Below are 22630 nucleotides of genomic sequence, written 5' to 3'. Positions count from 1 at the left end.
TTGTACCTGTCAGCACCCAGGAGGGGCACTCCTAGAATCATTTTCGACCCGGGATTTTCCCCGCGTTTGACCACTTTTCTAGGAGTCGTGTATGGAACGTCGTTCCTTCGTGAAGCAGGCTGGCCTGGCAGGTGTTCTGGCAGCCGCTTCGGCACCGGCCATCGTGCATGCGCAAGCGAATATCCGCTGGCGCTTGGCATCCAGTTTTCCCAAGTCCCTGGACACTATTTTTGGCGCTGCCGATGTCTTCGCGAAGAAGGTTTCGGAGATGACCGGTGGCAAGTTCCAGATCTCCGTGCACGCCGGTGGCGAGCTGATGCCTCCCTTCGGCGTGGTGGATGGTGTGCAAAACGGCACCGTAGAGATGGCGCATACGGCGCCCTACTATTTCTTCGGCAAGGACGAAACCTTCGCCCTGGGTTGTGCCATTCCCTTCGGCCTGAACAGCCGCCAGATGTCGGCCTGGATGGTGGAAGGCAACGGCCTGAAGCTGATGCGCGAGTTCTATCGCAACTACAACATCATCAATTTCCTGGGTGGCAATACCGGTGCGCAGATGGGCGGCTGGTATCGCAAGGAAATCAAGTCCGTGGCCGACATCAAGGGCATGAAGATGCGCATCGGCGGCTTTGCCGGCCGTGTGCTGGAGCGCATGGGCGGTGTACCGCAGAACATTCCGGGTGGTGAAATCTATTCCGCGCTGGAAAAGGGCACCATCGATGCCGCCGAGTGGGTCGGCCCCTATGATGACCAGAAGCTGGGCTTCAACAAGGTCGCACCGAACTACTACTACCCCGGCTGGTGGGAAGGCGGCCCGCAGCTGGACTTCTACATCAACACCAAGGCCTACGACGGCCTGAGCGCCGAGTACAAGGCTATCGTGGAATGCGCGGCCGCCCAGGCCCACATCGACATGCAGGCCAAGTACGACGCCAAGAATCCGCAGGCCCTCAAGAGTCTCGTGGGTTCGGGCACCAAGCTCTTCAAGTTCCCACGCGACGTGATGGACCTGGCTTTCAAGGAATCCATGGCCATCTACAGTGAGCTGTCGGCCAAGAACCCGAACTGGAAGAAGGTCTACGAGGATCTGTCTGCTTTCCGCCGCGACCAGAATCTGTGGTTCCGCTTCGCCGAGGCAGGCTTCGACGACTTCATGCAGGCCCAGAAGCTCTGAGTCGGCCCTTGCGCCCGCGGGCGTTCGACCGGCCACGCCAGCCCCCACGCCGAACGGCCTGGGGGCTTTTTCCTGCCGCGGCGTTGCGTGGGCTTGCCTGCGACGGGGTTCAGAGGGATAGGGGTGCCGCAATATGAAATCCGCAATGCCCAAGGGCAGCGCGGCAGGCACCCGCTGCGCCTTGCTATCCCGCACTGTGCAATGGAGCTGGCTGACGCTGCTGTGTTGGCCTCAATATTTCACGATGCGCAATTGGCATTTCAGATCGCAAAAAGAGCACCTGCTGCAATGCAGCAAGATTTCTCATGATGGTAAAGATCGTTTTGCAATACGGAATGCTGTATCTAAGTCATTGATTTGGAAAGAAAAGATTTTTAGTCTTATATAAGACATAAGTCACCACAAAGGGCTGGCCAGGCCCTAGATTTGAGTCCAACGAGTTCTTCGTTTTCACATCTCACCAGGAGCTAAGCATGACGACTCTGACCCGTGAACAGCAAATCGCCGCCCTCGAGAAGGACTGGGCCGAGAACCCCCGTTGGAAGGGCATCAAGCGCGGCTACACCGCCGCTGACGTGGTGCGCCTGCGCGGCTCCTTGAAGATCGAGCACACCCTGGCCCAGCGCGGTGCCGAGAAGCTGTGGAACCTGGTCAACACCGAGCCCTTCATCAACGCCCTGGGCGCCCTGACCGGCAACCAGGCCATGCAGCAGGTGAAGGCCGGCCTGAAGGCCATCTACCTGTCCGGCTGGCAGGTCGCTGGGGACGCCAACAGCAATGGCGAGATGTACCCCGACCAGTCCCTGTACTCGGTGGACTCGGTGCCCAAGGTCGTCAAGCGCATCAACGCCACCTTCAAGCGCGCTGACGAAATCCAGTGGAGCGAAGGCAAGAATGACACCGACTTCTTCGCCCCCATCGTGGCCGACGCCGAAGCCGGCTTCGGCGGTGTGCTGAACGCCTTCGAGCTGATGAAGTCCATGATCGACGCGGGCGCTGCCGGCGTGCACTTCGAAGACCAGCTGGCTGCTGCCAAGAAGTGTGGCCACATGGGCGGCAAGGTGCTGGTCCCGACCCGCGAGGCCGTGGCCAAGCTGGTCGCCGCCCGTCTGGCCGCTGACGTCATGGGCGTGCCCACCGTGCTGCTGGCCCGAACCGACGCCGAAGCCGGTGACCTGGTCACCACCGACGTGGACGACAACGACAAGCCCTTCTGCACTGGCGAGCGCACCGTGGAAGGCTTTTTCCGCACCCGCAACGGCCTGGACCAGGCCATCAGCCGCGGCCTGGCCTATGCGCCCTATGCCGACATGATCTGGTGCGAGACCGGCAAGCCCGACCTGGCCTTCGCCAAGGCCTTCGCGGACGCCATTCATGCCAAGTTCCCCGGCAAGCTGCTGGCGTACAACTGCTCGCCTTCCTTCAACTGGAAGAAGAACCTGGATGACGCCACCATCGCTAAGTTCCAGCGCGAACTGGGCGCTATGGGCTACAAGTTCCAGTTCATCACGCTGGCCGGCTTCCACAGCCTGAACTACTCGATGTTCGACCTGGCCTATGGCTACGCTCGCAACAACATGAGCGCCTTCGTCGAGCTGCAGGAGAAGGAGTTCGCCGCCGCCGACCGTGGCTTCACCGCCGTCAAGCACCAGCGTGAGGTGGGCACCGGTTACTTCGATGCCGTGACCACCACCATCGAAGCCGAAGCCTCCACCGCCGCGCTGAAGGGCTCTACGGAAGACGAGCAGTTCTTCGACAAGAAGCACGGCTGATCTGGAATGCCCGGCTCGAGCCCGGGCGTTTCATCGCCAGCAGGCAAGGCCTGACCCCGCGAGGTGTCAGGCCTTTTCAATTTCCCGAGAGCAGACGGAGCCGCGTGCCGGGGGACCCCTTGCGTGCTCGCCCGCGGCCAGGCGGGCGCTCGGTCTGCCGTCAGGGGGGCTCGCGTGGGCCAACTGCCGGCGATCACACCGCCGGCTCGCCGTCAGGCACAGGCTTCCAACAGGCCCGCGTAATCTTCGGCACTTGCTGCTCTCGGATTGGTCCCATGGCAGTGATCCTTCAATGCCCGTTCGATGATGAGATCGGCATCCGCCAAGTCCAAGCCCATGTCGGACAGCCGCGTGGGCAGGGCCAGGTCCTGCGTGCGCTGGCGCAAGGCCTCGGCCAGGGCATCGGGGGCCGCGTTCGGCAAACCCATGGCCTGGGCCAGGCGTGACAGCTTTTCGTCGGCCAGCAGGCTCGGATGGCCGGCATTGAAGCGCAGCACCGCTGGCAGGAAGATCGCGTTGAGGGTGCCATGGTGCGCCTTCGGATGCAGCCCGCCGATGGCATGGCTCAGCGAATGAACGCAGCCCAGCCCCTTCTGGAAGGCCATGGCGCCCATGGCGCTGGCGCACATCATCTGCAGGCGCGCGTCAAGATCGCTGCCCTCGTGGACCGCCCGCTCGATGGTCGCCCAGCCCCGACGCAGACCCTCCAGCGCGATGCCGTCAGCCACCGGGTTGAAGGCCGCCGACATGAAGGTCTCCAGGCAATGGGCGAGGGCGTCCATGCCCGTCGCGGCCGTCAGGCCTGGTGGCAGGGCCTGGGTGAGCATGGGGTCGCACAAGGCCAGGCGCGGCAGCAGGTGCCAGGAGTGGAAGCCCAGTTTGCGGCCATCGTCCGTGATCAGCAGGGAGCCGCGCGCCACCTCGCTGCCTGTGCCTGCCGTCGTCGGGACGGCGATCAACGCCAGGGCCTGCGGGCCGATGCGCTCGCTGCCGCCCTCGATGGTGGCGTAGTGGTGCAGCGGCCCCTCGTGCGTGGCCCTCAGGGCCAGGCCCTTGGCCAGGTCGATGCTGGAGCCGCCGCCGATGGCTATCAAGCCATCGCAGGCCTCGTCGCGCCAGCACCGCCAGGCCTCGCGAACCGCTGCCTCGGTCGGGTTGCCAGGGGTGCCGTCGTAGATGGCCATCGGCCAGCCCCAGAGGCCTTCCAGCGCGAGGTCCAGCACGCCCGCGGCCCGCACGCCTCGATCCGTGATGACCAGGGGCTTGCGAAAGCCCAGCGCACGCGCCTCCTCGCCCAGGCGCAGCCGCGCGCCAGCGTCAAGGTAGACGGGATTGACGAAGCGGATCAATGCCATGGGCAGCCTTTCCTCATTTCCGGTCCCATCACGGGCGCAGCGGCCGGTCTGCGAAAATGCCCGCCCTGGCCGCCGCGCGATGCGCTGCAGCCTAAGCCCAGGAGTCCTCTTTGAGTAGCACCTTGTTGACACCGCGGATGGCCGCGGTGCTGGAACGCATCCACCGCGCCAACCGCCCGGCCTTCCACAGCCTGACGCCCAAGCAGGCGCGCATCGGCTACCTGATGGGCGCCGAGATCCTGGACCTGCCGCGTGCGCCCCTGGCCCGCGTCGAGAACCTGACCGTGCCCGGTGCCCAAGGCCCCTTGCAGGCACGGCTCTATGCGCCCAGTGATGCCGTCCTGCCCGTATTGCTGTATTTCCATGGCGGCGGCTTCACCATCGGCAGCCTCGAGACCCATGACAGCCTGTGCCGCCAGCTGGCCCTGCGCAGTGGTTGTGCCGTGATCGCGCTGGACTACCGCCTGGCACCCGAGCACAAGTTTCCTGCGGCGGTGGACGACTGTTGGGCCGTGATGCAGTGGCTGCCCGGCGCGGCCTCGGCCCTCGGCCTGGACGGCAGCCGGCTGGCGGTGGGCGGCGACAGCGCGGGCGGCACCCTGGCTGCTGTCTGTGCCCTGCACGCGCGGGACCAGGGCCAGCCGCTGGCCCTGCAGCTGCTGATCACGCCGGGCACCACGGCCCATGCGGACACGGCCTCGCACAAGTTCTTCTCCCAGGGCTTCCTGCTCGATGCCTCCTCTATCCAGTGGTTCTTCGATCATTACATCGAGCACCATCACCGCAAGGACTGGCGCTTCGCGCCCCTGGAGGCGCCAGACCATGCCGACCTCGCGCCCGCCGCCCTGATCCTGGCTGAGTGCGACCCCCTGGTCGATGAAGGCTTGGCCTATGGCGACCTGCTGCGCAGCCAGGGCGTGGCGGTGCAACTGGAGCTGTTCCGCGGCGTCACCCACGATTTCATCAAGATGGGCCGTACCATCCCCGAAGCCCTGCAGGCCCTGGATGCCTGTGCCGTGGCTCTCAAGGAGGCCCTGAAGCCATGACCATGACCCGACGGGATTTCCGCTGCCTCGAGCGCCTGCGCGTGCGCTGGGCGGAGATCGACGCCCAGCAGATCGTCTTCAACGCCCACTACCTGGGCTACTTCGACACCGCCGTGGGCGCCTATTGGCGAGCGCTGGCCTTGCCCTATGCCGACACCATGAAGGCGCTGGGCGGTGACCTCTTCGTGCGCAAGTCCACTGTCGAGTACCTGGGCTCGGCTCATTACGACGACCTGCTGGACGTCGGCGTGCGCTGCGCCCGCGTGGGCACCACCTCGCTGACCGTGCAATGTGCCGTCTTCCGCGGTGACGAGCTGCTGGTGCATGGAGAGCTGGTCTACGTCTTTGCCGATACCGGCACCCAGCGCCCGTTGCCCGTGCCCCAGGCCCTGCGCGACACGCTGCTGGGGTTCGAGGCCGGCGAGCCCATGGTCAGCGTCCGCGTGGGGGATTGGGCTCAGCTCGGCCCGCATGCCGGCGCCATTCGCCAGGCGGTCTTCGTGCAGGAGCAAAAGATCCCGGCCGAAATGGAGTGGGATGCCGCCGATGCCAGCTGCGTGCATGCGGTGGCCTACAACCGCCTGGGCGTGCCCCTGGCCACCGGCCGTTTGCTGGAGCATGTGCCGGGCGTGGCCAAGATCGGCCGCATGGCGGTGATGCGCAGCATGCGCGGCGCCCGCATCGGGCGCGAGGTGCTGGAGGCCCTTATGCAGGCAGCACGCGAGCGCGGCGAGCGCGAGGTTCTGCTGCACGCACAGCTTTCGGCGGCCAGCTTCTACATGCGCGCCGCCTTCCTGCAGCGCGGGCCGCTGTTCGAGGAAGCGGGCATCCAGCACGTAGAGATGGTGCGGGCGCTCTGAGCCCGCGCCGGGGTCGGACCCTCAGGCCGGCACGAACTGCTCCAGGTGCCGTGGCCCCTGGATGAAGGGGGCGAGGGCCGCAGCGAGGGCGGGCTCCGTCTGCGCGCCGGTGTCGGCGGCGTGGATCTCCATCCAGGTCTGGAGAGCGCCCGCGCCGGCGTCCAGGCGGCGCATCAGGCGAACGCTGCCTGCGGGCACCGCCTCCTGGAAGACCAGCAGCGCGGCTTCGGCGTCCGACTCGTGGATGCGGTAGTAGACGAAGCGCTCGACGCCTGGGCTGCTGAGGCTCATTGTGGCTCCGCGATCACATAGGGCAGGGCCTGCTGGGTCAGCGCCGGGCCCTGGGCCGATCCCAAGTGCAGGCTACCTGACTGCAGGGCCGCCAGCTTAGTCTCGACCAGCAGCAGGCTGCCCGCGCCCTGGGCCGCCACGCTGGCGACCAGGCCGGCCGGCTGCTCGGGGTCTTCACTGTGGAAGACCTCCTGGCCGACCTGTGCCGCAGTCTCGACGGCAAAGGCGAAGGTGCGGCGCTTGATGGTGCCGCGGTATTGGCTTCGGGCCACGATCTCCTGGCCTGGATAGCAGCCCTTCTGGAAACTGACGCCCCCCAGCAATTCCAGGTTCAGCATCTGGGGCACGAACTGCTCGACGGTGGCGCTGCGCACCCAGGCCAGGCCGGAGGCGATGTCCAGCGCGGCCCAGTCCGAGGGGCTGATGGTGGGAAGCGTCGGTGCGGCGGCATCGGCCGGAACCAGCAGCAGATAGCGCGCCACGGTGCCGCCCTGGGTGCCGGCCTGCGGCAGGCGGGTGCCCCAGGCCTGCCTACCATCCGGCAGGGCCTTGCCGAAGGCGGACCAGGGCGCTTCGCTGCCATCGGCACCCAGCCATTGCTGCGCAGCGTGGCCGGCCAGGCCCCACACGGCCCAGCCGCCGGCCTGGCTGGCGCTGGCATCGGCCAGCTTGCACTTGGCACGCATCACGAACATGGAGAGGCGCTTCTGCGTCTGCGGCAGCAACTCGGCAGGCAGGGCCAACAGCACGGCATCGGCCGCCGGCTTGAAGGCCACCATCGTGGCCAGCAGGCGTCCCTTGGGCGAGCAGTAGCCCGCCAAGCGCGCCTGCTGCGGCGTCTGCAGGGCCAGGTCTTGCGTCAGCTGGCTGTGCAGAAACTTGGCGGATTCCTCGCCCTGTGCGGCGATGACGCCCCAGTCTTCGAGGCGAACGGCGCCTTCGAGCGGGCCGTTCAGTGCGGGATGGGGCAGGGGGGCGGTGTCGGTGCTGGGCGATGCTTGGCTCATGGCCGAATTATGATTTGCCCGGCCTGCCCCTGGGCGCAGCAAGGTTGAGCCTTGCCAAGGCCGTCTTCATTGTCCTGTCGCCCGGTACTGTTCCCTGCATGTTCAAGTTCCTTCGCACTGTGTTCCTGCTGCTCCTGCTCGCGGCGCTCGCGCTGGCGGGTGCCGCCTGGTGGTGGCTGCAGCGCCCCATGACGCTCAATGCCCCCACGGTCGAGCTGTCCATCGAGCCCGGCGCCTCGCCGCGCGAGGTGGCCGGGGCCTGGGTGCTGGCCGGCGTGCAGGAAGACGCGCGCCTTCTGTACCACTGGTTCCGCTGGTCCGGTCAGGCACGCCAGATCCGTGCCGGCAGCTATGAGATCCACCAGGGCATCACACCCCGCGGCCTGCTGGACAAGATGGTTCGCGGCGAGGAAGTGCTGGAGCAGGTGCGCCTGATCGAGGGCTGGACCTGGCGCCAGTTCCGCGCCGCCCTGGTCCGGGCTCCCGCGCTCAAACAGACAATGCAAGACCAGGACGACGCCACCGTGATGAGCCGCCTGGGCCTGCCCGGTGTATCGCCCGAAGGCCGCTTCTACCCCGATACCTATGCCTACAGCCGCGGCGTCAGCGACCTCACCGTGCTCAAGCGTGCCCATCAGGCCATGCAGCGACGGCTGGAGGCCGCCTGGGCCGCGCGCGCCCAGGGCCTGCCGCTCAAGAGCGCAGAGGAGGCCCTGATCCTGGCGTCCATCGTCGAAAAGGAAACGGGCGCCGCGGCGGACCGTCCCTTGGTGGCCTCTGTTTTTGTCAATCGCCTGCGCATCGGCATGCCGCTGCAGACGGACCCGACGGTGATCTATGGCCTCGGCGCGGCCTTCGACGGCAATCTGCGCAAGCGCGACCTGCTCACCGACACGCCCTACAACACCTACACCCGCAGCGGCCTGCCGCCCACGCCCATCGCCATGCCCGGTGGGGCTTCGCTGCAGGCAGCGCTGCATCCGGCACCCAGCAAGGCCCTGTATTTCGTCGCGCGCGGCGACGGCAGCAGTGTCTTCTCCGACGACCTGGCCGCGCATAATCGCGCCGTCAACCAATACCAGCGTGGCCGCTGAGCCCGCAACCTCCAGGATCCAACAAGCGTGAGCGGCCGATTCATTTCCTTCGAAGGCATCGACGGTGCGGGCAAGTCCACCCACATCGCTGCTGTCAGCGAGCGCCTGCGCCGGGCCGGCGCCGAGGTGCTCAACACCCGTGAGCCGGGTGGCACGCCGCTGGCCGAGCGCTTGCGCGAGCTGGTCCTGCACGAGCCCATGGACGCTCTTACCGAGGCCCTGCTGGTCTTCGCGGGGCGCCGCGACCACGTGCGCAAGGTCATCGAGCCCGCCCTGGCCGCCGGCTGCACCGTGGTCTGCGACCGCTTCACCGACGCCAGCTTCGCCTACCAGGGGGGCGGCAATGGCTTGCCTCTTTCCGTGCTGACGCAGCTTGAAGCCTGGGTCACCGACGGCCGCCAGCCCGACCTGACGATCTGGTTCGACCTCCCGCCTGCCATGGCCGCTGCACGCCGTGCTGCGGCCCGTGAGGCCGACCGCTTCGAGCAGCAGGATCTGGACTTCTTCGAGCGCGTGCGCGCCGCCTATGCCGCACGCGCCGCCGACGCGCCGCAGCGCTTTGCCCAGATCGACGCCAGCGGCGATGTGGCCAGCGTGGCGACGCAGATCGTGGCCGTGCTGGAGCAGCGCGGATGGTGAGCGTCAAGGAAGACGGCGCCTTGCCCCTGCCCTGGCTGGGCGCCCCACTGAGCCATGCCCTGCAGCAGGCTCGATCGCATGCTCTGTTGGTCCAGGGCCCTGAGGGCGTGGGGCAGCTGGAGATGGCCCTGGCGCTGGCGCAGTCTTGGCTGTGTGAGTCGCCGCACGCGACGGGCCTCGCCTGCGGGCGCTGCGCCAGCTGCCACCTGTTCCAGTCGCGCTCGCACCCGGACTTCATGCTGTTGGTGCCGGATGCCTGGCGCGATGCCCTGGGCCTGGAGGCCGACGAGGCCGAGGGCGCCAAGGACGGCGAAGGCAAAGCCAGCAAGAGCAAGCCCAGCCGTGAGATCAAGGTCGATGCCGTGCGTACCATGCTCGGATTCGCCCAGGTCACGGCGGCCCGCGGGCGAGCCAAAGTGGTGGTGCTGTTCCCCGCCGAAAGCCTCAATACCGTGGCCGCCAATGCCCTGCTGAAGACGCTGGAGGAGCCCGCTGGCCTGCTGCGATTCGTGCTGGCCAGCACGGCGCCTGAGAGTCTGCTGCCCACCATCCGCAGCCGCTGCCAGCCCGTGCCGCTGGGCCTGCCTCCGCGCGAGCAGGCCTTGGCCTGGCTGGCCGAGCGCGGCGTGGCCTCGCCCGAGGTCCTGCTTGACGCCTGTGGTGGCCGGCCGCAGCAGGCGCTGCAGTGGTCCGAGGATGGCGTGGCGGCCAGGAGCTGGCTGGAGCTGCCACGACGCATCGCACGCAACGAGGCTGCCGCGCTGACGGACTGGCCGGTGCCGCGCGCCATCGAGGCCATGCAGCGCCTGGCCACCGATCTGATCCGTACGGCCCATGGCGCGCCGCCGGCCTACTTCCCCCGCGAGAGCCTGCCGGCGCCGCGCAACCCAGAGGCCATGCAGGAGTGGGCGCGCGTGCTCAAGGACGCAGCCCGTCATGCCGAGCATCCGCTCAATGCCCCGCTGTTGCTGGAATCGCTGGTGGGGCAGGGGCAGCGCCTGATGCGGGTGTCCGTGCGCAAGGAGGCCTGAGGGCGCTGTTCGCACCGCTGAGCCTCTGGCCTGACCTCGTGTCCACCACAGTGTCCCTTCAATTGCTCACAGATCCATCGACTGCGGTCCGCCACCGCGCTTGAGGCATTCGTTACACTTGTCCGTATGAGTGACATCCCCGCCAAGTCCCAGGCCGCGGCCCTGGCTGCAGCGCAGCCCGGTGGGGGCGCCCGCCCCAGCATGATGCAGCTGGTCTTCAAGGAGAAGGGCGCTCTGTATGCGGCCTATATCCCTGCCTTCGCCGACGGCGGGCTTTTCGTGCCCACACCACGCGAATACAAGCTGGGCGAAGACATCTACCTGATCCTCACGCTGCCCGACGACCCGCAGCGCTATCCCATCGCCGGCAAGGTGGCCTGGATTACGCCGGCCAATGCCTCGGGCGGCCGCACGCAGGGGGTTGGCGTCAAGTTCCCCAGCGACGAGAAGACCCGCCTGATCCGCCTGAAGATCGAGGAGATCCTGGGCACGGCCATCTCCTCCACCAAGCCCACGCAGACGCTCTGAGCCGGCCTCGCAGCAAGGCGCGCCCCTTGCCGTTGCGCCCTGAGGCGTGCAGGGCCCTGGCGCGGCGCCGGGCTCCATTTATCGCAATGCCATGTTCATTGATTCCCACTGCCATCTGAGCTTTCCCGAGCTCAGCGCCCAGTTGCCGGAAATCCTCGCGGCCATGCAGGCGGCGCAGGTCCGCCAGGCCCTGACCATCTGCACGACCATGGAGGAGTTCCCCAGCGTGCTCGCCTTGGCGCAGACCCATGCCCAGCTCTTCGCCAGCGTGGGCGTGCACCCTGACAATGAGGACATCCACGAACCCAGTGAAGACGAGCTCGTGGCCGCCAGCCAGCACGAGAAGGTGCTGGCCATCGGCGAAACCGGCCTGGACTACTACCGCCTCAACGGTCGCAGCCTGGACGACATGCATTGGCAGCGCGAGCGCTTTCGCACCCATATCCGCGCGGCACGCCGGGCGGGCAAGCCCATGGTGATCCACACCCGTTCCAGCGCAGCCGACACCCTTCGACTCCTCAACGAGGAAGGCGGCGAGCAGGCCGGCGGCGTCTTCCACTGCTTCACCGAAAGCCTGGACGTGGCCAAGGCCGCGGTGGACAGGGGCTACTACATCTCCTTCTCCGGCATCCTCACCTTCAAGAACGCCGCCGATCTGCGCGAGGTGGCCGCGGCCCTGCCGCTGGACCATCTGCTGATCGAGACCGACAGCCCCTACCTGGCGCCCGTGCCCTATCGAGGCAAGACCAACAGCCCCGCCTACGTGCCTCACGTGGCCGCGCAGCTGGCTGCCATCAAAGGGCTGAGCGTCGAGGCCGTGGCCGAAGCCACGACGGCCAACACGCGCCGCCTCTTCCGCATGCCGGCATGAGCAGGGCAGGGCGCCTTCTGCTCACGGTCGCTCTGGTCGCCGTAGTCGCTGGCCAAGGGCCTGCCGCGGCTGCCGAGCCACCCGCGCCATCGCCGCGCGTGTCCATCTTCCGCGCCGCGACCGAGGAAGAGTTCCGGGACCTGATGCTGGCCGCATCCCGTGATCAGCCCAGCTTCGTGATGAATCTGCTGCTGGCCGGCGTGGACCCCAACCAAGCGGACGCGCTGGGCAATACGCCCCTGCACAAGGCCATCATGGAGGAGTCCGAACGGGTGGTGAAGCTGCTCATCGAGCATCCCCATGCCGACGTCAATGCCCTCAATCAGGCCGGTGAGACGCCCGTGATGCTTGCCGCCCTGCGCGGCCGCCTGCGCTGGGTGCAGGCCCTGGTGCAGCGCGGGGCGCTGATCAACGAGGCCGGCTTCACGGCCCTGCACTATGCCTGCAGCGGGCCGGACAACGGCGTCACCGCTTGGCTGGTCTCGCAAGGCGCGGAGCTTGATGCCCGTTCGCCCAATGGCAGCACGCCCCTGATGATGGCTGCCGGCTACGGCTCGCCCGACAGCGCGGATATCCTGCTGCAGGCCGGGGCCGACGCCAGTCTGCGCAACGACAAGGGCCTCAGTGCCATCGACTTCGCCCGCCAGGCCGGACGCCCGGAGCTGGTGAAGCGCCTCCTGGCTGCCCAGCGCGGGCCTTACCCCTACTGAAACCCTCGGCCTCTGGCATGCAAACGCCGGGCGTCTGACAGCCACGTCAGGTTTTTTCCGACACACGCTTTGTCTTGCGCCCGACTGGGCTGGCCCGGCGGCGTTGCCTACAGTGGACCCATCACAAGGCGCCATGCCTGCAGGAGACCCCGATGTCCACCCGCCCGACCCCTTTCAGTGCCAATCCCTTCGCCATGCTGCTGGATCCCGAGCAGTACGCTCGTGAAGCTGCCCACTCCGACCGCCTGAATCGCCTGCGCAGCCGCATCTACCGGCCCCTGGACAAGCCCCTGATCCCCAAGGCCGTCAGCGCCGAGCAGGCTGCCTTTGACCGCCTGGTCGATACCAGCCGCGTCGCACCGGAAGACTTTCTGGACGATGAGGGCATCGACGCCGGCATGCGGGCCGCGTCGGCCGAAGCCGGTCACTGAAGGCGAGCGTTTCACCTGCCCCCCGGCCTGCCACTGCGTGCCAGGCCCTGGGAGGGGGGCAGGGAAGTTGGCAAGCCCCGCAGATACTGGGGCTTGCACGCTTGCGGCGCAGGCCGCATCGCGCACAATGCGGCCGGTCCCCGTCGAGGTCAGCGCAGCGCTGGCCGGGAGGGCAGTTTCTCTCCTGCGCCGCATGCTCCGTCTTCCTGGTTCCCATACCGCCCCGAACCGCCGCCGCCTGCTGGGCGCAGCCGGCCTGTTGGCCCTGGGGCTGCCTTCTGCCTGGGCTTTGCCGCAGGGTGCGGGCGGTGGCGCTGCCCCATTGGCAACGCCTGCATCCCCGGCGCTCGCACCTTCCGGCTCGACCCGCAGCGAGACCTCGCGCACGCTCACCCGCATCCGCGACACAGGCGTAATCGTGATGGGCTACCGGGCCGCATCCCTGCCGTTCTCCTATCTCGACGGGCGGCTCAAGCCCGTGGGCTACTCGGTGGAGTTGTGCGAGCGGGTGATCGACGCCATTCGTGAGCAGCTGCAGTTGCCGGACCTGGAGGTCAAGCAGATCGCCGTCAACTCGGCCACCCGCATGCCACTGGTCGCCAACGGCACCCTGGACCTGGAATGCGGCATCACCACCCACACCGCGGAGCGCGCGCGCAGCCAGTCCTTCTCCACGACCACCTATGTGGCGGAGAGTCGCCTGCTCTCGCGTCGCAGCCAGATGATGCGGACTGTCGAGGACCTGCGCGGGCTGACCGTGGCCTCGACCATTGGCACGACCAGCCTGCAGTACATGCACCAGCTCAATGTGCAGAAGGGCCTGGGTTTCCGCATCCTCGTGGGCCAGGACGACCAGGAATCCTTCCGCCTGTTGCAGACCGGCCGTGCGGTGGCCTATGCCATGGACGATGTGCTGCTGCGCAGCCTCATCGCCCAGGTGCGCGATCCGCAGGAGTACTACATTGCTGAACAGGCGCTGTCGGTGGAGCCCTATGCCATCGGACTGCCCGCCCATGACCCGCAGTTCAAGCGCCTGGTCGATGGCGTCATCACCAGCCTCTACCGTAGCGGCGAAATCAATGCCATCTACCAGCGCTGGTTCCAGAGCCCAATCCCGCCACGCAACCTGAATCTGCAGCTGCCCATGGGGGAGGCCTTCAAGCGCGTGATCGCGAAACCGACGGACTCCTCGGATCCGGCGGCCTATCGCTGAACTTCCGAGCGGGCGAACGAGGCCAGCGCTCAGTTTGGCGGGGAGGGCCGGAACATCTCGTGGGCCAGGCCCCAGTGCTGTACGGCGGTGCTCAGCACGATGGACTCGCCGTCGTGGACCTGGGCATCGACTTCCGCCAGCTGTACGCACAGCCGCAGCACCCTGCGCCGCAAGGCTGGATCCTGGATCTCGCTCATCAGGTACCCAAGCGTGCGTTCATCCACCGGGCATGCATCGCCCCCCTGCTGCTGGCCGCTGGACAGCAAGTCTTCACAGAGGCTGCTCAGCAGCGCATGCAGCTCCTGCCGGCCAAGGCCGAGCTGCTCGTGTGCGGCCACACGGTCGAGCAGATCGAGCTCGGTGTCTGCGATGTCGCCATCGGCGAGCACCGTCAGCGCGACGATGCGGGCGGCGGCCTGCGGGCTGTTCACGGGATAGCTGCGCATGAGGATTCCCCTTGGGTGTCAGAAGGAAGCGGATCAGTCGAATATCTCGTCAAGCCAGGATTCCTTGCGGCCGCTGTGCCGACCCCGGGCATACTCGCGCCCCGCGTCTGCGAAATGCGGCTGTGAAGGTGCCGCTGCCGGCGGCATTGAGGCCGAGCGCTCGAGGAGCTTGTCGAGTTCGCCGCGGTCGAGCCACACGCCGCGGCATTGCGGGCAGTAGTCGATCTCGACGCCCTGGCGCTCGCTCATCACGAGCACGGTATCGGGGCAGGCTGGGCATTTCATGATGGGCTCCGGTAGCGGGCTCACTCGTCCGAACTGCCGAAGCCGAAAAGGCTCAGCAGGCTCGTGAAGAGGTTGAATACTGAGACATAGAGACCGACCGTGGCCAGCACGTAGTTGGTCTCGCCGCCGTTGACGATGCGGCTGGTCTCGAAGAGGATCAGCCCGGCCGACAGCAGTGCCACCATGGCGGCCACGGCAAGGCCCAACGCCGGCAGCTCAAGGAACACGGCGCCCAGGCCGGCGATCAGCGCGATCACCATGCCGGCGAACAGGAAACCGCCCATGAAGCTGAAGTCGCGTCGGCTCTTCAACACCCAGGCCGACAGGATCAGGAAGGTGGCGCCCGTGGCGGCCAGTGCCATGGTCACCACCTGCGCGCCGCCGGGCAGAGCCAGGGACTTGGCCAGCACAGGGCCCAGCGAGTAGCCCATGAACCCGGTCAAGGCGAATACCGCTGGCAGCGCCCAGCCACTGTTTCTGAGTTTGTGGATTGCCACGAGCAGGCCGAAGTAGCCCCCCAGCGTCAGCAGAAGCCCGGGTGCCGGCAGCTGGAACGCCACGCTGGCCGCGGCGACGGCGGCACTGAACAGCAGCGTCATCGACAGCAGGGCGTAGGTGTTGCGAAGCACCCGGTGCGCAGCTGTGGCCTCGGTAGGGGCCGAGTGGCCCGCGGCATCGGCCGTTGCGAAGTCCCGCGGCGCATCCGTGGTTTCCGGGCGCGGGGTCGAGGAGTGGGGCGTCAGGGAGTTCATGGTGTTGAGTCCTTCGTCGTTCGGGGTTCAGCGTTCGAGGCCGATGAGGCGCTGGCGCAGGCGGCGTGAGTCGCTGCTGCGTCGCCACAGGCGCATGAGGAAGCGCGCGGCCCGGGCCAGCGCCTTGTCCAGCGCGGTGCGCCAGTCGCTGGCCATGCAGGCGACGACCACCGGCCCGGCTCCATCGGTCCGCAGTTCCACCTGGCAGCGCTTGTCTATGCCGCCGCGCGGCCCGTTGACGTCCGACATCTGGACCTCAGCGCGCGGCACCAGCCAACCCACGCGCCGCAGCACGAATCTCACGCGGCGCTCGGCCAGCTCGCGCAGCTCGGTGGCCAGGGGGTGGCGGGACTTGAAGAGCACTTGCATGACGGATCTCCATGGCTTGATGTTCAAGCGGAATATGGGACTGGTGCTGCATCTGCAAAAGCAGCATTTCGATGATGAAAGCATCGAAAAAACCTGAACGTTTCGCGCTGCACAGGCCGCAGACTAGGGAGTTCGCCCAGGGCCCTCGGAGCCAGCCTCTGCCCGAACGCCACCCACCTGGCGGTTGGCGCTGCTTCCAAACCGACGGTCCAGTGAGCGAGTCCGCGGGTCTCCCGCGCCCGGCTGGAGATTGCTTGTGCTCAGTTCGTATTTTTCTGAGTTGTCATCTCACAGAAATCGCTTTGTTCGAAGCGGATCAGGGGGAACATTGCGGTGTCCCGACACACCCGGAGCAAGCAGTCATGAAGCACCTCTTCCGTCTCGTTTCCCTCATGCTTGTGCGAATGTGGCAGCACTTGCAGACGCTGCGGGGCTCATTTGAAGGCCCGGCGTTTCCGAGCGCTCCGGCACTCGTACCTGTCCGGATCCAGGCAGATCACCGTGTGAGCAGGCAGCCGGGCCGGCGCCCGGGTCATGGTGGCTGAGCCATGCGGCCGTCTGCCTGAGTTCCCAGCCTTTAGATGTCAAAGGACTCCTGTCATGCGAAGCTACCCCCACAACAGCCCCGAGGCTGCGGCCCGTATCGTGGCCTTGATGCTCATCTCCGATGGGCATGTGAGCAGCTCAGAGCTCGACACGCTCAAGCAGTTGGGCGCGGAGCGCGAACTCGGGCTGGAGCCGCACCTTCTGCCGCACGTCGTTCACACGTTGTGCGAAGAACTCCTGGCCACCGGCTCGGGCACAGGGGCGCTCATGATCAGCGTCGATGACAGCATCCTGGCTGCACTGATGTCCGAGATATCGGACCCAGTGCTGCAAGGGAAGGTCCTGCATCTGTCCTTGGGCGCGGCGCAGGCGGATGGGCACCTGGCCGATGGTGAGGTCATCGTCCTGGACGCCGCGCGGCGTCACTGGCGCTTGTCCGACGGCCAGGAGGCTGTCTCCTCGATGGCGACACACTGCTGCACGAACTGACCGGGGCCGGCCAGCCGCTGATCAGGCGCGAGCGGCGGCGAGCACCTGCGCCACAAGTGGGTGATGCTGACCGCGGCGCGACCGGATGGCGTGAATCTCCTCCTTCACGCTGTCACTGCTGCCGAGCAGGCGCAGCCCCCGCATCAGGCCGACATCGTCGGCGCCGAGCCGGCTGACCGGGAATACGCCCAGTCCGCGCGCGGCGAAGACGGCCATCAGCGCACTGTCCTCGAACTCGCCGACGATGCGGGGGCGCAGCGCTTGCGTCTCGAACCAGTGGTCCAGGGTCTGACGCAGGGCCGAGTGGCCCGTGGGCAGCAACACCGGTAGGTCGTCCAGGCATTGCGGAAAGCGAGCGCGCTCGGTCTTGCCAACCCACCGGGTCGGGCCGTACCAATCGACCGGCGAAACGACGAGCCGTTCGCTGGTCAGGCGCAGGTTCGCATTGCGCGGCGGCGCCTGTCCGGCCAGCACCAAGTCCAGCTGATGCAGCGCCAATTCGCTGAGCAGTTGCTCAACTTCGCCCTCATGGCACACCAGACGGAGGTTGGGGATGCTCAACAAGGGCTCCAGCAGCGCATGGGCTGCGAGCTTGGAGATTCCGTCAGAAAGGCCGACTGCCAATCGGGACACCTTGCCGCTGGCCGCTTCGTGCACCTCGTCCGGAATGCTCTGGCCGAGCTGGAAGATCTCCTCGGCGCGAGCAAAGGCCGCCTGGCCCGCCTCAGTGAGGGCCACCCCGCGGCCTGCCGGCTTGAGCAACTGGTGCCCGAGGGACTTCTCGAGCTCACGCACCTGCGCACTGATGGTCTGCACCGCCATGTCCAGCCGCTCGGCGGCGCGGGCGAACCCGCCTTCCTTGGTGACGACCCAGAAATAGTGGAGATGGCGGTAGTTCAGCATGCGTCCTCCTATGCGGGAAAACCGAAGTCTAGATGCGTATGAAGCTGGTTTGTTCGAAGCGAACGAATCCCCACACTCGGGGCATTCGCTGCCATTCGGAAGGTTCGCTCATGTTCTATGTCCTAGGCTGGCTCCTTGTGACATCGCTCATCGCGTTGTGGTCCCTGGTCGCCTGGGCGCTGCATGCCGTCGCTGAATGGGCGCTCTCGAATGCAGCGGCTCTCACCGGCGCCGCTGCGAGCGCCCGGCCGCTGCCGGACTGGCTGGAGCCCTGGGTGTCCACGGACCTTGCCCAATGGCTGGGTAGCCTGTTGGCCGAGCCAGGGCCGTTCGTTGAGGGACTGCTTCAAGCGGCCCCGGCACTGGCAAGCGGCCTGACGGTGGCGGCCTGGGTCCTCTGGGGGCTTGGCAGCGCGATGCTCCTGCTGCTGGGCGCCGGACTGCATCTGTGCATCGCGCGGTGGCATCGCCGCGACTTGCCGGCCTGATTTGCCCGTCCGAGGGGCCAGTCCCCCACCACCGTAACCCACACCGCCTCATTTCTCGCACAACCCTGACTGACATCGCCATGGACACCAGCACGCTCCTTTTCAGCTCCCTGACCGCCTGCCTTGTCTGGGTCACTTTCCAGGCCTGGCGCATGGGCAACGAGAGGCGCGATGTGGTGCTGCTCGGCGTGCTCAGCGGCCTGATGGGCACTGGCACAGCCGTGATCGCCATGCTCTGAGGCCGAGGGCGCGGCCGGGACGTCCTGCTGCTCTACCGACCGGCCGGCTTCCTGGGAGGGAGGGCTGGCTCATATGCCGCTGCGAAACTTCTCCAGATCAATGCCATGCCGGTGCAGCTTGTCGTAGAGCGTCTTCTTCGGCGTGCCCAGCAGCTCCATCACCGCAGGAATCTTGCCGTTGCAACGGCGCAGAGCCTGCTCGATGAGTGTTTTCTCGATCAGATCCATCTGCTTTGCCAGGGTCAGTGGAACGGGCTCGATCAGCTGGGCCTCGTTGCCACCGGCCAGGCCCAGCACGAAGCGGTCGGCGGCGTTGCGGATCTCGCGCACGTTGCCGGGCCAGTCGTGTGACATCAGCTCGCGCAGGCGCTGCGGGTCCAACTCCGGCGCGGGGCGCTCGTAGCGGGCCGCGGCCTGGGCGATGAAGTGCTGGAAGAGCAGGGGGATGTCTTCGCGGCGTTCGCGCAGGGGCGGCAGGGTCAGCGTCGCCACGTTGAGCCGGTAGTAGAGGTCGCCGCGGAACTGCTGGGCCTCGCTCATGGCCTTGAGGTCGGCCTTGGTGGCAGCGATCACGCGCACGTTGATGGGCACCTCCTCGTTGGAACCCAGCCGCTCCAGCCGGCGCTCCTGCAGCACCCGCAGCAGCTTGATCTGCAGGGGCACGGGCATGGTCTCGATCTCGTCGAGCAGCAGGGTGCCGCCGTTGGCGAACTCCAGCTTGCCCACGCGGCGCTTGGCTGCCGAGGTGAAGGCGCCGGGCTCATGGCCGAAGAGCTCGCTCTCGAAAAGGTTCTCGGGCAGGCCGCCGCAGTTGATGGCCACGAAATGGCGGTCGCGGCGCTTGCTCTGGTCGTGCAGGCAGCGCGCCACCAGCTCCTTGCCGGTGCCGGTCTCGCCCAGAATCATCACGTCGGCCGAAGTGTCGGCCAGGTTAAGGATCTGCTTGCGCACCTGCTGCATGGCGACGGACTGCCCCAGCAGCACGGCCTCGATGCCGTTGGCGCGCTGCAGCTGGGAGCGCAGCTCGTCCACGGCATTGCGCAGCATGCGCTTGTCCAGCGCGCGCAGGGCCGTTTCGACGAAACGCTCGGGCGCGAAGGGCTTCTCGATAAAGTCATAGGCGCCGATGCGCATGGCCTGCACCGCCATGGCCACGTCCCCGTGCGCGGTGATCAGCACCACGGGGATGCTGGGGTCCACGTTCATCACGTGCTCCAGCAGGCGCATGCCGTCCATGCCGGGCAGGCGGACGTCGCTCATCACCACGATCTGCGCGCCGGGCACGATCTCCTGCAACGCCTCTTCGGCCGTGCAGCAGGCCTGCACTTCCAGCCCAGCCAGCTCCAGCGATTGCGACAGACTCAGCCGGACCGGCGGGTCGTCCTCGACGAAGAGAACCTTGTATCCCTCAAACATGTCATTCCCAGGCCAGATCAAACTCGAAGCACATGCCGCCGGCCTCTGCGTGCAGCAAGTCCTCGGGCGGTACAGCCCTGAGCGTACCGCCGAATTCATGGACGATCTTCGACGAGATCACCAGCCCCAGGCCCAGGCCCTGGCCCGCAGGCTTGGTGGTGAAGAAGGGCTCGAAGAGGCGAGGTACCAGGGCGGGGTCCAGGCCCTTGCCGTTGTCGCGCACCTGCACGCGCACCCGCTCGCCGTCGAGGCGGGCGCTGATCAACAGGCGGCGGGGGGAGACCTCGTCCATCGCGTCGATGGCATTGCCCACCAGGTTCACCAGCACCTGCTCAAGCCGGTTGGCGTCGGCCTTGACCCGCAGGTTGTCGCGCAGGTGCTCGGGCAGGGTCAGGTCTTGCCTGACTTCGACCTGCGCGCTGCGCAGCCGGTGTTCCAGCAGCAGCAGCACATTGGCGATGGCAGTCTGTAGCACGGCCGGCTCAGCGGCGTTTTCGGCCTTGCGGGCAAAGCTCTTGAGCTGGCGGGTGATGGCGGCCATGCGCTCCACCACGCTGTCGATGGCCTTGAGGTTCTCGGCCACGGTCTGGGTGCGGCCGGCCTCCAGGAAGCGCAGGGTGTTGGCTGACAGCGCACGCAAGGCGGTCAGGGGCTGGTTGAGTTCATGCGAGATGCCGGCGGACATCTGCCCCAGCACGGCCAGCTTGCCGGCCTGCACCAATTCGGTCTCAGCTTGCAGCGTCTGGGCGATCTGGCGCTTCAGCTCCTCGTTGGTGGCGCGCAATTCGCGGGTTCTGTGGTCCACCAGGCGCTCCAGCTCCCCATGGGCCTTCTGCAGGGCCGTCTGCGCCTGGAAGACCTGGCGCAGGGCGCGGCGACGCGAGGCCAGGTACAGGCTCATCAGGCCCACGCTGGCCCCGAAGGCGCCGCCGCCCCAGGTGGCGTAATGCGCCTGGCGCCAGACCTCGGCCGGATCGGACAACGTCACCAGGCGCACGCCCAGCGGCGCCGCCACGCGCTGCTGGGCCAGCAGCAGGCCGCCCTCGCGCAGGCCCCGGGCGGCGGGCACGGCCACGAGCAGAGCGTCCTGCTTCTCCATGCCCTCGGTGTCCATGCCCATGCCCTGCAGCTCGGCCCCGGGATAGCGGCCCGAGGACTGCAGCGCAGCACGCACCTCCGGCGTCACATGGCCCAGGATGCGGTACTTCCACTCGGGCACCGAGGACATGATCAGCACGTCGTTGTCGTCCACCACCAGCAGCTTCTCGCCATGCGAGCGCAGGCCCAAGTCCACCCAGGTGGCCTCCAGGGGGGCCAGGTTGAGGCGCACGACCACGGCCGCCTGCAGCTGCCGCTGGCGGCGAACCAGGTGCAGCATGAAGTACTCGGTGCTGCCATTGCTCTCGTTGACGGCGAAGAAGTGCTGGGCCTGGGCCTGAAGGGCATCGCGCAGTCGGCCCTGCTCGCTGGTGCTCAGGGGGTTGTTGCCGGTGTCGCTGGCCTGGCTGCTGGCCAGCACATTGCCCTGGGCGTCCACCAGATAGGAGGCGCTGGCCCCGGCGCGCACCGTGATGCGGGCCAGCTTCAGGTCGGCCCGCCGCCGCAGCGTGCTGTCTTGGGGCTGGGCGATGAGGGCCTGCACCTCCTCGTCGATGGCGATCAGGTTGGGCAGATAGTCGTGGCGTGCCAGCTCGGCATCCAGCGCGGCGGTGTAGAGCTCCAACCGTTCGCTGGCCACGGCGGCCAGTTGGGCCATGCCGGCGTTCTCGCTCAGGCGCTGTCCCAGCAGCATGCCCAGGGCCACCAGGCCCAGGGTCAGCCAGACATGGGCATTGGGCTTGCGCAGGCGTGCGGCCCAGCGCCGCCACCAGGGGCGGGTATCGGGAGGTGGCAGGGCTTGCAACAGGGCAGTGGGCGCGCTCATCAGGTGCCGTAGTGTGCCCAATCGCTGGCGGGGTGTCGCGCCGGCGGCCCGCGTCGTGCCGCCCCCGCTTCTGGCCGAGGCAGGCCTGCCTGGCGCCCCGCGTGTGGATTTCCGCACAGGGGCTCAGTGCGCTGGGCGGAATTCCGCCCTGTTACGAGGGGGTGACGAACGACACCTTTCTATACGGGCAAGACTTGACCCCCGACAAAGCGGCACCGGACTGCGACTGGTCTTCGAAACAGAGGGTAAACACTAGGATTTCAGACGCTTGAATCCTGGTGTTTACCCGTGATCCGTAAGAGGTGGCACGGCTCGTGCAGTAACTGTGCCCAGTGGGGCGGCCGTTTCGCCCGGCAAAAAAGCAAAGGAAGACCTGTTATGGAGACTTTTCTGCAACAGATCATCAATGGCCTGGTGCTCGGGAGCATGTATGCGCTCGTGGCACTGGGCTACACGATGGTCTACGGCATCATCAACCTCATCAATTTCGCCCACGGCGAGATCCTGATGGCCGGTGCGCTCACCAGCTGGACGGTCGTCACGCTGCTGGCTGATGCTGGCCTGCCGGGCTGGGCGCTGATGGTGATCGCGCTGATGTGCGCGGTGGCCGTGTGCACCTTCCTGAACTTCACCATCGAGAAAATCGCGTACCGCCCGCTGCGCAACGCGCCGCGCCTGGCACCGCTGATCACGGCGATGGGCATGTCGCTGCTGCTGCAGACGCTGGCGATGATTGTGTGGAAGCCCAATC

26 protein-coding genes are annotated in these 22630 nt (G+C 67.0%); 16 read left to right on the top strand and 10 right to left on the bottom strand.

Features of this window, described 5'->3' with window-relative positions; translation table 11 throughout:
- Positions 1 to 91: 91 nt before the first annotated feature.
- On the top strand, positions 92 to 1174 hold the full coding sequence (locus H5407_RS14225) for a TRAP transporter substrate-binding protein (protein ID WP_183105117.1): 1083 nt from the start codon (positions 92 to 94) through the stop codon (positions 1172 to 1174).
- A gap of 473 nt (positions 1175 to 1647) precedes the next feature.
- Entirely contained in the window at positions 1648 to 2946 is a 1299-nt protein-coding gene (aceA, locus tag H5407_RS14220) for an isocitrate lyase (RefSeq protein WP_404935635.1), read from the top strand.
- A gap of 212 nt (positions 2947 to 3158) precedes the next feature.
- On the opposite strand, the gene H5407_RS14215 is transcribed toward aceA, so the two are convergent.
- Positions 3159 to 4301, bottom strand: coding sequence for an iron-containing alcohol dehydrogenase (locus tag H5407_RS14215; protein WP_183105116.1), 1143 nt, complete (start codon positions 4299 to 4301; stop codon positions 3159 to 3161).
- Between the two features lie 137 nt (positions 4302 to 4438).
- Between H5407_RS14215 and H5407_RS14210 the strand changes: the two genes are divergently transcribed.
- Both H5407_RS14210 and H5407_RS14205 read left to right on the top strand, forming a co-directional pair.
- The gene (locus H5407_RS14210; protein ID WP_183105199.1) at positions 4439 to 5347 is read left to right on the top strand and encodes an alpha/beta hydrolase; all 909 of its coding nucleotides are present in this window, start codon (positions 4439 to 4441) and stop codon (positions 5345 to 5347) included.
- Between the two features lie 2 nt (positions 5348 to 5349).
- A complete protein-coding gene (locus H5407_RS14205) occupies positions 5350 to 6207 on the top strand; it encodes a YbgC/FadM family acyl-CoA thioesterase (protein WP_183105198.1) in 858 nt (285 codons plus the stop codon).
- A gap of 21 nt (positions 6208 to 6228) precedes the next feature.
- On the opposite strand, the gene H5407_RS14200 is transcribed toward H5407_RS14205, so the two are convergent.
- Together H5407_RS14200 and H5407_RS14195 are read right to left on the bottom strand one after the other, a co-directional pair.
- Positions 6229 to 6498, bottom strand: coding sequence for a DUF4936 family protein (locus H5407_RS14200; protein ID WP_183105115.1), 270 nt, complete (start codon positions 6496 to 6498; stop codon positions 6229 to 6231).
- A complete protein-coding gene (locus H5407_RS14195; RefSeq protein WP_183105114.1) occupies positions 6495 to 7505 on the bottom strand; it encodes a folate-binding protein YgfZ in 1011 nt (336 codons plus the stop codon). The genes H5407_RS14200 and H5407_RS14195 overlap by 4 nt, the downstream gene beginning before the upstream one ends.
- A 98-nt stretch (positions 7506 to 7603) precedes the next feature.
- Here H5407_RS14195 and mltG point away from each other — a divergent pair, with 98 nt between their 5' ends.
- The 8 genes from mltG to H5407_RS14155 all read left to right on the top strand — a co-directional run bounded on the left by mltG (position 7604) and on the right by H5407_RS14155 (position 14022).
- Entirely contained in the window at positions 7604 to 8599 is a 996-nt protein-coding gene (mltG, locus tag H5407_RS14190; protein WP_183105113.1) for an endolytic transglycosylase MltG, read from the top strand.
- Between the two features lie 27 nt (positions 8600 to 8626).
- Positions 8627 to 9238, top strand: a complete 612-nt coding sequence (gene tmk / locus H5407_RS14185) for a dTMP kinase (protein ID WP_183105112.1) — start codon at positions 8627 to 8629, stop codon at positions 9236 to 9238.
- Positions 9232 to 10269, top strand: coding sequence for a DNA polymerase III subunit delta' (locus tag H5407_RS14180; RefSeq protein ID WP_183105111.1), 1038 nt, complete (start codon positions 9232 to 9234; stop codon positions 10267 to 10269). Before tmk ends, H5407_RS14180 begins: the two co-directional genes overlap by 7 nt.
- Before the next feature lie 204 nt (positions 10270 to 10473).
- The gene (locus H5407_RS14175) at positions 10474 to 10797 is read left to right on the top strand and encodes a PilZ domain-containing protein (protein ID WP_255501252.1); all 324 of its coding nucleotides are present in this window, start codon (positions 10474 to 10476) and stop codon (positions 10795 to 10797) included.
- 91 nt (positions 10798 to 10888) lie between these two features.
- Positions 10889 to 11668 (top strand): TatD family hydrolase, encoded by a 780-nt coding sequence (locus H5407_RS14170; RefSeq protein ID WP_183105109.1) that lies wholly within the window; start codon positions 10889 to 10891, stop codon positions 11666 to 11668.
- Positions 11669 to 11766: 98 nt separating this feature from the next.
- A complete protein-coding gene (locus tag H5407_RS14165) occupies positions 11767 to 12378 on the top strand; it encodes an ankyrin repeat domain-containing protein (protein ID WP_183105108.1) in 612 nt (203 codons plus the stop codon).
- 152 nt (positions 12379 to 12530) lie between these two features.
- Positions 12531 to 12809 carry a hypothetical protein gene (locus H5407_RS14160; protein ID WP_183105107.1) on the top strand — a complete coding sequence of 93 codons (279 nt, stop codon included), beginning with the start codon at positions 12531 to 12533 and terminating at the stop codon, positions 12807 to 12809.
- Between the two features lie 193 nt (positions 12810 to 13002).
- Complete coding sequence (locus H5407_RS14155) at positions 13003 to 14022, top strand: amino acid ABC transporter substrate-binding protein (RefSeq protein ID WP_183105106.1); 1020 nt, start codon at positions 13003 to 13005, stop codon at positions 14020 to 14022.
- A 29-nt stretch (positions 14023 to 14051) separates the two neighbouring features.
- Here H5407_RS14155 and H5407_RS14150 read toward each other — a convergent pair whose 3' ends face one another.
- From H5407_RS14150 to H5407_RS14135, 4 genes are read right to left on the bottom strand one after another with little or no spacing between them, the layout of a single operon-like run.
- Positions 14052 to 14468 (bottom strand): TerB family tellurite resistance protein, encoded by a 417-nt coding sequence (locus H5407_RS14150; RefSeq protein WP_183105105.1) that lies wholly within the window; start codon positions 14466 to 14468, stop codon positions 14052 to 14054.
- 33 nt (positions 14469 to 14501) lie between these two features.
- The gene (locus H5407_RS14145) at positions 14502 to 14753 is read right to left on the bottom strand and encodes a zf-TFIIB domain-containing protein (protein ID WP_183105104.1); all 252 of its coding nucleotides are present in this window, start codon (positions 14751 to 14753) and stop codon (positions 14502 to 14504) included.
- 20 nt (positions 14754 to 14773) lie between these two features.
- A complete protein-coding gene (locus H5407_RS14140; protein WP_183105103.1) occupies positions 14774 to 15505 on the bottom strand; it encodes a Bax inhibitor-1/YccA family protein in 732 nt (243 codons plus the stop codon).
- Between the two features lie 27 nt (positions 15506 to 15532).
- Entirely contained in the window at positions 15533 to 15874 is a 342-nt protein-coding gene (locus H5407_RS14135; protein ID WP_183105102.1) for an HPF/RaiA family ribosome-associated protein, read from the bottom strand.
- Between the two features lie 600 nt (positions 15875 to 16474).
- Between H5407_RS14135 and H5407_RS14130 the strand changes: the two genes are divergently transcribed.
- Positions 16475 to 16909 (top strand): TerB family tellurite resistance protein, encoded by a 435-nt coding sequence (locus tag H5407_RS14130; RefSeq protein WP_183105101.1) that lies wholly within the window; start codon positions 16475 to 16477, stop codon positions 16907 to 16909.
- Between the two features lie 21 nt (positions 16910 to 16930).
- Here the strand turns inward: H5407_RS14130 and H5407_RS14125 are convergent, their stop codons facing one another.
- Positions 16931 to 17812, bottom strand: coding sequence for a LysR family transcriptional regulator (locus tag H5407_RS14125; protein ID WP_183105100.1), 882 nt, complete (start codon positions 17810 to 17812; stop codon positions 16931 to 16933).
- 32 nt (positions 17813 to 17844) lie between these two features.
- Here H5407_RS14125 and H5407_RS14120 point away from each other — a divergent pair, with 32 nt between their 5' ends.
- Both H5407_RS14120 and H5407_RS14115 read left to right on the top strand, forming a co-directional pair.
- Complete coding sequence (locus tag H5407_RS14120) at positions 17845 to 18300, top strand: hypothetical protein (RefSeq protein ID WP_255501247.1); 456 nt, start codon at positions 17845 to 17847, stop codon at positions 18298 to 18300.
- An 80-nt stretch (positions 18301 to 18380) separates the two neighbouring features.
- Positions 18381 to 18539 (top strand): hypothetical protein, encoded by a 159-nt coding sequence (locus H5407_RS14115; protein ID WP_183105099.1) that lies wholly within the window; start codon positions 18381 to 18383, stop codon positions 18537 to 18539.
- A 69-nt stretch (positions 18540 to 18608) separates the two neighbouring features.
- Here the strand turns inward: H5407_RS14115 and H5407_RS14110 are convergent, their stop codons facing one another.
- Both H5407_RS14110 and H5407_RS14105 read right to left on the bottom strand, forming a co-directional pair.
- On the bottom strand, positions 18609 to 19955 hold the full coding sequence (locus tag H5407_RS14110; protein ID WP_183105098.1) for a sigma-54 dependent transcriptional regulator: 1347 nt from the start codon (positions 19953 to 19955) through the stop codon (positions 18609 to 18611).
- Between the two features lies 1 nt (position 19956).
- A complete protein-coding gene (locus H5407_RS14105) occupies positions 19957 to 21879 on the bottom strand; it encodes an ATP-binding protein (protein ID WP_183105097.1) in 1923 nt (640 codons plus the stop codon).
- Positions 21880 to 22257: 378 nt separating this feature from the next.
- On the opposite strand from H5407_RS14105, the gene H5407_RS14100 reads away from it, so the two are divergent.
- The coding region (locus tag H5407_RS14100; RefSeq protein ID WP_183105196.1) for a branched-chain amino acid ABC transporter permease at positions 22258 to 22630 on the top strand (373 nt) is incomplete at its 3' end.

The sequence above is a fragment of the Mitsuaria sp. WAJ17 genome, assembly GCF_014174515.1.
Taxonomy (GTDB): domain Bacteria; phylum Pseudomonadota; class Gammaproteobacteria; order Burkholderiales; family Burkholderiaceae_C; genus Roseateles_B.
This window is presented reverse-complemented; position numbering and strand designations above follow the sequence as displayed.